At 40.4% G+C, this 7,993-nt stretch carries 6 protein-coding genes; all 6 read right to left on the bottom strand.

Annotated elements, in window-relative coordinates:
* Window positions 1-1,611, bottom strand: a 1,611-nt coding sequence (locus tag Q0668_RS08780) for a DUF1549 domain-containing protein (RefSeq protein WP_298863007.1), incomplete at its 3' end; no start/stop codon positions are given.
* A gap of 84 nt (window positions 1,612-1,695) precedes the next feature.
* Window positions 1,696-2,316, bottom strand: coding sequence for a GntR family transcriptional regulator (locus Q0668_RS08775; RefSeq protein WP_298863005.1), 621 nt, complete (start codon window positions 2,314-2,316; stop codon window positions 1,696-1,698).
* Window positions 2,317-3,084: 768 nt separating this feature from the next.
* Window positions 3,085-4,545, bottom strand: coding sequence for a glycosyltransferase family 2 protein (locus Q0668_RS08770; RefSeq protein ID WP_298863001.1), 1,461 nt, complete (start codon window positions 4,543-4,545; stop codon window positions 3,085-3,087).
* 204 nt (window positions 4,546-4,749) lie between these two features.
* A complete protein-coding gene (locus Q0668_RS08765) occupies window positions 4,750-5,646 on the bottom strand; it encodes a hypothetical protein (RefSeq protein ID WP_298862998.1) in 897 nt (298 codons plus the stop codon).
* Entirely contained in the window at window positions 5,628-6,902 is a 1,275-nt protein-coding gene (locus Q0668_RS08760; RefSeq protein WP_298862995.1) for a serine/threonine-protein kinase, read from the bottom strand. The genes Q0668_RS08765 and Q0668_RS08760 overlap by 19 nt, the downstream gene beginning before the upstream one ends.
* An 18-nt stretch (window positions 6,903-6,920) precedes the next feature.
* Window positions 6,921-7,535, bottom strand: a complete 615-nt coding sequence (locus tag Q0668_RS08755) for a sigma-70 family RNA polymerase sigma factor (RefSeq protein WP_298862992.1) — start codon at window positions 7,533-7,535, stop codon at window positions 6,921-6,923.
* Between the last annotated feature and the right edge of the window lie 458 nt (window positions 7,536-7,993).

Here is a 7,993-nt window from a genome sequence, read left to right as displayed (position 1 = left end):
TCTTCCGGGTTTGGGAGCTTCAACAATCCAGGTATCCCATTCGCGATCGAGTTGTTTAAATAGATCCGCATATCCCCTGGTCACGTCCTGGAAACTTTTGAGTTTCCTTTTCGACAGATGGGAGGCAATGAGTTGGATCAAAGGTTCTTGAGTGTCCTTCTTTAATGTGTGACGAAGAAAGTCTGGAGCTTGAATTGCAAATGAATCGTTGGGGATTTTGGCCAATTGATGCCAGAGCATAAATGCTTGAGATTTACTGTTTTCAGATTGGTCTAGAAATTCTTGCCAGATTTGTATGACTTCCGGATTGAGATCATCACCATCAACGATCACATCAAACCGCACGGTATTCGGGCCACTTCTGCGAGATTGTGCTACGCTGAGGTATTCGGCCAACCTGTGATGAGTATCATTGAGGATTTTTTCATATTGTTGTTGATAAAGTTGATTCAAATTCTCTGCGGCTTGTTTGATCTTTTGCGCCTGCGCTTCGAGGGCTGCAGGGAGATTACCTTGATTCCGAAAAGGGAGATGAATTGGCTCAAGTGAATTTCTGAAGACGCCATACAGAGCATAATAGTCTTCGATTGAAATAGGGTCATACTTATGGTTATGGCAGCGTGCGCAGCCTACCGTAAGACCAAGGAATCCGCGTGTGACCACGTCAATTCGATCTGAGATGATATCATGCGTATCGTTTTTGAATCTGGGACCAACGGTAATGAATCCCAGTGCTGCTTGAGATTGATGTGGAATTTCCTCTTTGAAATAATCTGCAGCCAGTTGTTCCAGAATAAATTCGTTAAATGGTTTATCCTGATTGAAGCTATTGATTACATAGTCACGGAACGTATATGCGATATGGAAGGAAGGTTTCTCAAAAAAGACGTAACCTTTGGTGTCAGCATAGCGTGCCAGATCCAGCCAGTATCTTCCCCAGCGTTCTCCATAATGTAAGGAAGCAAGTTGTTGATCAATTGCGGTTTTGGATGAGTCGGAATTGTGTTTGTCAGAACACCTTTTGACTTGTTCAATCGTCGGGGCAAGACCAGTGAGATCCCATGTGATGCGACGCAGTAGAGTGGCTGGTTTTACAGGAGGAGAGGGTTTGAGCTGATGTCTTTCCAGTTTGGAAAGAATGAAATAATCAATTTCATTTTGCGGCCAGTTTGTATTTTTCACAGCAGGTCGAACTGGTTTTTGAATTGATTGAAATGCCCAATGTTCAGAAAAGTTGATTTTGGTTTCTTTTCCAATGATAGCTTTTTGCGGCCAGACAGCGCCATGTTTGATCCATGAAGATAATATTTCGATCTCTTCTTTTTTGAGCGGATTGTCGGGAGGCATTTCGAGAGACTCTCGGCGAACGGCGGTCATCAAGAGGCTTTTATCTGGGTGATTGACTTTGATGGCAGGTCCCGTTTCACCACCTTTAAGAAGATGATCACGCGAGTCTATTCTTAGTTCTGCAAACTGCTTTTTAGGGCCATGGCATTCGAGGCAGTGTTTGATTAATAGCGGACGAACCTGCTCTTCAAAAAAACGTTCTTGTGTTTTTAGAGCGATTGGATCATTTTTTGTGTCAGCCCAGCCGAAAGGCGATCCGCACAATATCATTCCAAAGAAGAATAAAGTGTGTAAACAGGATATCAATTTTTGTTTGATTGTATTGTACATGTCTGAATCGAATGTGCTTTATTCAATATGATCCTCAATTACCTGGAGTGCCTGGGCCATACTTTTGCTTTTTAGTGCATCGATAATTGGCAGATGTTCTTCGTAGATCTGAATTGGATTTTTATAGTTCAAATGTGATTCACGGAAATGCCGTCTGACGCGCGAAACAATAGAAGACCAGATCGCTAAAAGATCAGGTGAATGAGAGCGTTTGACCAGCGCACGATGAAAGGCAATATCGTGTTCAGAGATGAGTGCAAAATCTTTCGCTTCGCAAGCTTGTTTCATTTTGTCAAGAATATTTTCCCAGAGAAGAAAGTCTGCTTCTGTTAAAGTGTCGAAAAAAAGTCGGATTGCGTATTTTTCGGTCGTGCACCGAAGTGGAATAATCAGTTCCGTAATTTCATCTGGAGCGGACGTCGCAACGAGCGCACCTTTATTTCGGTCTGTATTGACAATGCCTTCCCAGGCGAGTTGTTGAATCGCTTCACGAATGGGGCCTCTGCTTACATCAAATCGTTTTGCCAGATCAATTTCGCGCAAGCGTTGGCCTTCTGCGATTCTTCCCGAGAAGATGTCTTCTCTGAGTCGCTCGACGATCTGTTCGCCCAAGCCTCGAACTAACTGAGATTCATTCATTAAATATCCTTAAAGCAATGAGCAATTGTGATTAATCTAGTGCTTTGTCAAGCTTGGAATTGAGGACTGAGAGTGTTGTTTACGTGCTTCGTTTTCGCACTCCCGTGATCTCGATCACACCCAAATTCAAAAATGCGACTCCACTCGTTATGGAATTAAAAGCACATCGCGATTTCCTTAAGTCGAACTAAATCTGATTACTTTGTCTGTTGTAAATTGTTAACAATCGGTTGTCAAATCAGAAGCGAGATTTAAACTGTGAATCGAGTAAATTGAAATTTCGAAGTGATTGATAAGGTGGGGACAAAATAACAGTGATGGTGCATTGCCGATTCTTTTGATTCGATATCAAGCTGAAATGAATTTATTCTTTCGTGATGAAACTGAATAATCTCAAACGACTTTATTTATGGAAATCTATGCTGTTAAGTAACTTAAAAGAACGAACCATTCAGGGTTCGTATTCGTCAGACTAGTAATTACAGTGTGAATTCATTATCTTCAAACGTAAATACATATGTGTAATAATGTATATTTTAAGTATTCTGTTTAAATTTACCAGAATGCAAAATATATTTGGAAGAAGGTCTCACTTCGACACTATATGTATATAGAGGGTGTCTGTCATTTTTGTGATAAGCGGAAATGACACTCATAGAAATGCACAGGTCTACTTGCTTCAATCAGCGCGCAACGTTAGGGGACTAGTGCCTGCTTCCTATCATTGTGTATGTAGGCCTGTGCTTTTCTAGTTTCTGTTCGATGAGATCAATAAAGAATATCCTCGGGAGATTTTACGTGTCCACAGTGTACGGAAGGCAACATTAATATGGATCCGTTGGACTCTTTGATTTGGGCACACCATTCCCAATCATGCGCTGGCACATCTCGATAGTGACTGTCCCAATACCGGGGTGTCCTATCTTTCCAAAACATAAGACAACCAGTTCCGCAGTAATCAACGGAACTAGTTTCTGTGCCAATCTCCGAAAATGTGTTGACGATATGATACTCGTCAAAATGACCACCTACGAATTGCGTTTCGATGTGACGGTTTCGATAGCAGCCGGAAACGGCATTGGGTGGAACCCAGTCTGCTGTTAATTTTGTGAACAGATTGATCCCCGCTTCAAGTGGTACACGGATATCGTCCTCTATCAGCCAATGAATATCGCCTTTCATTTCCACCCGTAATCGATTGCAGGCGTGAGCCATAAATCGTGACACCTGATTCCTTCGTTCCTTTTCGTTAGAAAATGTGAAAGAGACGGGGTGGGGAATGATTCTAATTGATTCGAATATGTTCAAGTATCGATTTGTCTCAAGTCTAAGTAAGGAGAGTGTTTCCGGGTTATTTGAATTATCGAGTAAGATCAGCTCAACGGGTTCCTGGCTGCCGATGAGTTTTACCGATTGTGCTACGGCTGACATCCATTCAGGGAAAAATTCGGCAAGTCTCCCGCTAATAATGGATCCAACGCTGATTTTGGAACAGATGCGCCTCATTTGTGGCAACAGGACTTCTTGTCGCTTTTCATATTTTGTTTGAATATTAGCTGACCAGGAATCTGAATGCTGGCGATATTGCAAAATTGCTTTGCTGTGCGCTGGAGTATCTAATCTGGCACCTCTGAGAGCCAGGTCCCAGTCCCACATAGTATTGATTTGATTTCTCCAGCGACCAGCTGTTTCAAATGCTTGACGGTTCCATAGCGCAGAAGTATTCACAAAATTTCTCAACCAGAGATCACCTTTTATCCATTCAGGGGCTTCCCAAAGTGTTGAGAAACTTCCAAAGGCTTCAGCTCCCCCATAGGCAAAGGGAGTCGAAGGGGTCATGGCATCTAAGTGTTTTTCTACATAGTCGGGTGGAAGGATATCGTCACCATCCAGAAAAAGTAAATAATTTCCTGTTGCTCTAGAAGCACCGCGATTTCGTGTTTCACAGACTCCACAGTGATAAGGAGCTTCAATTATAATGAGCCCCTGGTCTAGAAACCGGTTGGCAATTGTAAGTGAATCATCAAAACTGCAGTCGTCCGAATAAATCACTTCACAGGTAACGTGTTGACTGAAAGCTGATTCGATGGTCTCCGCGAGAAAGGGAGAGTTATTTCTGGCAGCGATGATGATGCTTACCTTATTACTCCGGACTTTGATCTTTTCAGCAGAACTATCTTGATGATAGTTTTGATTTTCCGGTTTTGGCCAGAGCGCGTTTCCTACCATATAAATGGCCCTTTTATTCAACAGGTGATATGCACAGATTTAATCTAAGTATTCAGAAGGGCACACAAGAGTCAAGGTAAGAATCTGCAGAGGTAATTTTAATTTACCATTGAGGCAGGAAACGAATCAATAATTCATTGTTGAATATGGATGTAGTAAATGCTTAGCAGATACAAATATTGATTTTTTTGGTATCAGATTTACTCAAAATTTTATGGGATCTTTAATTCCGAAGGATTGTCTGATTTCTTCGATTCCCTTCTTAGTAATTTTTGTATCTTTCAGGAATAGTTTATTTAATTGTCTTAGTTTATTGAGGTGCATAGCTGATTGATCACTCACTTGTGATTCGGAAATATTCAACCAGTTTATATTCGGATTGTTTTGAATAAATTTCAGGCCTTTATCTGAAGTCTTCGTTCTAGCGAGATTAACGGACTCCAGATTTTGTAATTGATTTATTATCTGTAAGCCTTCATCTGTAATATTATGATTTATCTGGAGCGAGAGATGAGTCAAATTATAAAGCCCACCTATGTGAGATAACCCTTTGTCAGTAATCCCCGTTTCATGCAAATCCAGTCTTCGGAGAGTCGTTAAACCTTTGATGGCGTCCAGCGCATCGTCTTCGATGAAGCAGTCGTTTAAATTAAGCTCTGCCAAATTTTTCAGGTCATTTATTTGACTTAAAATCTCATGAGTTATAGTTTGCGATTTTGGATATACTATTTTACTTACGTAAAAATCTTGATTTGGCAAAGATTGTACACTCTTGATATTCGAGAATTCTTCTCCATTCGGTAAGAGAACATTAATTTCACAACCATGATTCAAGACCCTATTAGCCGTTTCCCTTTCTATTAGAGCTTGAGATGAGGAGAGATTCGGCAGAGGGATAAGAGTGACAGGATGGACAGGGGGATGAGGCACTGGCCTTGAAAAGTAGAGTAATCCTAGAGTCAGGGTAACGCTTAACAATATCATTATTGATGATAGTAAGAACATTTTTTTGCGATTTAGCACACGTTGCGTAGGTTGGTATTGTGTGCTGGAATAGTTCTTCTGAGCCTCAACAGGAGTTGTTAAAACGATATTGCGCATATTTGTTTAAGCTCCTGACTTTCAGTCAAGTAGGTATCCGATGAATCGTTGAGGGGTACTTCACTTTTGTTGGTCAGAAAATCGTCGAGGATCTTCACAACTTCAGCCATCGTTTGTATTCTATCGTCCGAATTTTTTTTAACCATCGACTGAAATAATTCTTCCAGTTGTTCAGGGATCTCCGGAAGATGATCTGATAGATGTGGTGCAGTATCTTCCCGATGAGCGATGATCGTTTCAATTTGTGTTTCTCTTCTAAATGGTACTTGACCAGTTAGGAGTTGATAAAAGGTACAACCAAGACTGTAGATATCTGACCGTTGATCAATGGTTTTGATGCTTTGAGCCTGTTCAGGAGCCATGTAGTAGGCACTACCCATGATGCAATTCGTATCAGTTAAATCATTGATAGATGAACCAGCATGTCTGAGTCCTGCTAAACCTAAATCAAGAATTTTGACTTGGCCATCAGTGGTTAGAAAAAGATTAGATGGCTTAATGTCTCTGTGAATCAAATCATGATTGTGAATATACTGTAGACCGTTTGCGACTTGCCTTAGGATTGAGCTGGCTGCAGTTATTGATAGAGGGTCATCCAACTTGAGAATGGTTTTTAAATCATGTCCCTCCAGGTATTCCATAACTAGAAAACAGGTATTATCAGCTTCACCTGCATCTGTAGCCTTGACTATGTTGGGATGGTCTAATTGTCCTACTAATTCCATTTCACGATAGAATCTTTGAGTCTGATCTAGATTATCCCAGTCTTTGTCTAATAACAGTTTGAGGACAACTTGTTTTTTCAAACGTGAATGGATTGCCAGATAGACAACTCCCATTCCACCCTGACCAATTTTTTTGATGAGTTGATATTGGCCAATCGTTTTGATTGGATTGAGCTTCAGTTCTTTACCAATCGAGATGCTATTATTCTCTTGAGAGGGAGGAGTCAAATTGGAAGCAAGAATGCTCGATGGCGCCTGAGCATTTGATTCGTTGATCGAAGAAATTGTTGAGCTAAATAACTTCTCTAATCTGTCCTCTGAGAATGGATAACTTTGTGAATTCTCGTCACTTTGTTGTCGATGATGGCAATCTCGCCACTTTCTGAGCTCATCATCATCGGAGTAAATTTCTATTCTTTTTTGGCAGCTCGCGCATTGAGTAAGATGTACTCTAATGAGTTCATTTTTATCTGCATCAAGTTCATTGATGAGATACTGAAATAACAAGCTCTCCGAAATACACTTTTCCATGAAAGACTCAAGTTTAACCTATTTTTGAAATACAACACTATCAAATGAGAGCCGTTGAATTTCATCTTTTAGCTTTCTTAGCACGTGAAACTTTGCCTTGTAGATCCAAGTGATTTCTTTATTAAGTTCCTCGGCAGCGACTTGGGGAGCACAATCATTGATCCATGTGAGCTCAAAGGCTTTCCAGGTTTGTTTGTCAATTCCAGGCCGAATATTATCTAACGCAGTTTTGTAAATATGGCTGCAAAAATCATCGGTCCACATCGCGTCGATTTCACCGGGTTGTTCATAGATGAATTCCTGTAGACCGTTAGCTCCTGACTGATTTTGAAATCGTTGGTTTCTTTTATAAAATTGACATATTTCATGATAAGTTACTGTCCATAGCCAGGATCTGAAACGTCCTCGTTTTTGATTATATTCAAATGAGCGAAGAGAAGTGCTGATTTGGCGGAAGACATCCTGACATATGTCTTCTGAATCAATTTCGCTTAATTTAAATTTCCGGCAGTATTTGAAAATTAATGGTCCATAAATTTTTACAAATTCATGCCAGGCCTCTGAATCTGTAGGTACTCGAACACGGTTCAAGAGCGTGATATGAGTGGATGGCCATTCGGAGCTGTAGTTCATTGACTCATTCTTTCGAGCATGGAATTAACAGGATTCCATCGGTAATCAGGCTCCGTGAGATTGTGTTCAAGTGTGCTGGTTTGCATTTTCAACTTCAATGAGATGGACTGTTTATAAAAACAGATACAAGAATATCAATATATACACTAATTTACTCATTCTAAGACCAGAATGAAATAAAATTATACTGCAAGATACCACACAAAATGAATTTTGAGGATAAAGCGATCCGAGTTTTCCAAAACAGCAAGGACCGGGAAGTTGATTAATTCAGCTTGGTTTCGTGCTGATTACCAAGAAAGACGCTCATCTGGAGAAGAGGATGGTATTAGAATCAAATTTGTACAGATGGGGTTCATTTTGCTGTATCTGTAATGAGACTTTTACTGAAAACTGATATTAGATCAGGCATACTCCTGTCCACAAATTTACAAAACGGTTTCAGAATTTCACTGAAA

Origin of the sequence: uncultured Gimesia sp. (assembly GCF_937910335.1) — a bacterium.
Taxonomy (GTDB): domain Bacteria; phylum Planctomycetota; class Planctomycetia; order Planctomycetales; family Planctomycetaceae; genus Gimesia.
Note: the sequence above shows the minus strand (reverse complement) of the source record. Positions and strands in the feature narration are given on the sequence as shown.